We start from the raw sequence: 1,563 nt of genomic DNA, 5'->3' as shown, positions 1-1,563 counted from the left end.
GCAAAAGTTTTTGTGCTAGATGAAATCCAATAAATCCTGCTGTTCCTGTTACTAATATTTTCATATAAACTATACTTTTTTTAATTAACTATCACTATTAAAGATATCTCTAGTATAAACCTTACCTTGAACATCTTTTATGTCCTCAGATAACCTGTTTGCTACTATTACATCTGATACATTCTTGAAATCTTCTAAATTTCTAATAACTTTTGAATTAAAAAACTCATCTTCTTCTAATGCTGGCTCATATATTACTACTTCAATACCTTTTGCTTTTATTCTTTTCATTATCCCTTGTATTGCTGAGCTTCTAAAGTTATCACTTCCTTCTTTCATCACTAATCTATACACACCAACTATTTTAGGATTTTTTGCAATTATACTATCTGCTATAAAATCTTTTCTTGTAGTATTTGATTCTACAATTGCTCCAATAATAGATGATGGTACATCTTTATAGTTTGCTCTTAATTGTTTTGTATCTTTAGGCAAACAATATCCACCATATCCAAAAGAAGGATTATTATAATGCTTTCCTATTCTTGGATCTAACCCTACACCTTCAATTATTTGTTTTGTATCTAATTCATGTGCTTGTGCGTATGAATCTAGTTCATTAAAATATGCAACTCTCATAGCTAAGTAAGTATTTGAAAACAGTTTTACAGCTTCTGCTTCTGTTGAGTTTGTAAAAAGAACCTCTACATCTTCTTTTAGAGCTCCTTGTTTTAAAAGCTTTGCAAATGTTTTTGCTCTTTGGCTTTGTTCACCTACTATAATTCTTGAAGGGTATAAATTATCAAACAATGCTTTCCCTTCTCTTAAAAATTCTGGAGAAAAGATTATATTTGTTGTATTAAATTGCTCATTTATAGCTTTTGTATATCCAACAGGAATAGTTGATTTAATTACCATTGTTGTATTAGGGTTTATTTCTAATACATCTTTTATTACATATTCAATTGATTTAGTATTAAAGTAATTCGTTTGGGTATCATAATCTGTTGGGGTTGAGATTATTACAAAATCTGCATTTTCGTATGCTTCTTTTTTATCTAATGTTGCTTTGAAGTTTATATCTTCTTTTAGAAGATATTCTTGTATCTCTTTATCTTCTATTGGAGATATCTTTTGATTTATCAAATCTACTTTCTCTGGTATTATATCCAGTGCTATTACTTCATTATCTTGTGCTAACAGCAGGCCATTACTTAAGCCTACATATCCTGTCCCTGCGATGGCTATTTTCATTTTATTTATTTTCCTTTGCATATCTTGAGTTTTCCCAATCTAGGGCAGTTTTACATATTAGTTCTAAATCATTGTATTTTGGAGTCCAGTTCATTTTTTCTTTTATCTTTGTACAATCAGATATCAAAACTGAAGGATCCCCTTCTCTTCGTGGTGCTATTTCTATTTTAAAATCTGCATTTGATACTTTTTTAACTGTATCAACTACTTCTTTTACAGAATATCCATAACCATATCCACAGTTAAATGTATCAGAGTCATTCTTTTCAAGATAATCTAAAGCTTTAATATGTGCATCTGATAAATCCA

At 29.2% G+C, this 1,563-nt stretch carries 2 protein-coding genes; both read right to left on the bottom strand.

All coding sequences use genetic code 11. The features are described from left to right. Positions 1-84: 84 nt before the first annotated feature. The gene (locus tag OIF36_05675) at positions 85-1,254 is read right to left on the bottom strand and encodes a nucleotide sugar dehydrogenase (GenBank protein ID MCV6599942.1); all 1,170 of its coding nucleotides are present in this window, start codon (positions 1,252-1,254) and stop codon (positions 85-87) included. Position 1,255: 1 nt separating this feature from the next. Continuing rightward, on the bottom strand, positions 1,256-1,563 hold a 308-nt coding region (locus OIF36_05670; GenBank protein MCV6599941.1), incomplete at its 5' end, for a GDP-mannose 4,6-dehydratase.

Source organism: Alphaproteobacteria bacterium (assembly GCA_025800285.1).
GTDB lineage: Bacteria > Pseudomonadota > Alphaproteobacteria > JAOXRX01 > JAOXRX01 > JAOXRX01.
Note: the sequence above shows the minus strand (reverse complement) of the source record. Positions and strands in the feature narration are given on the sequence as shown.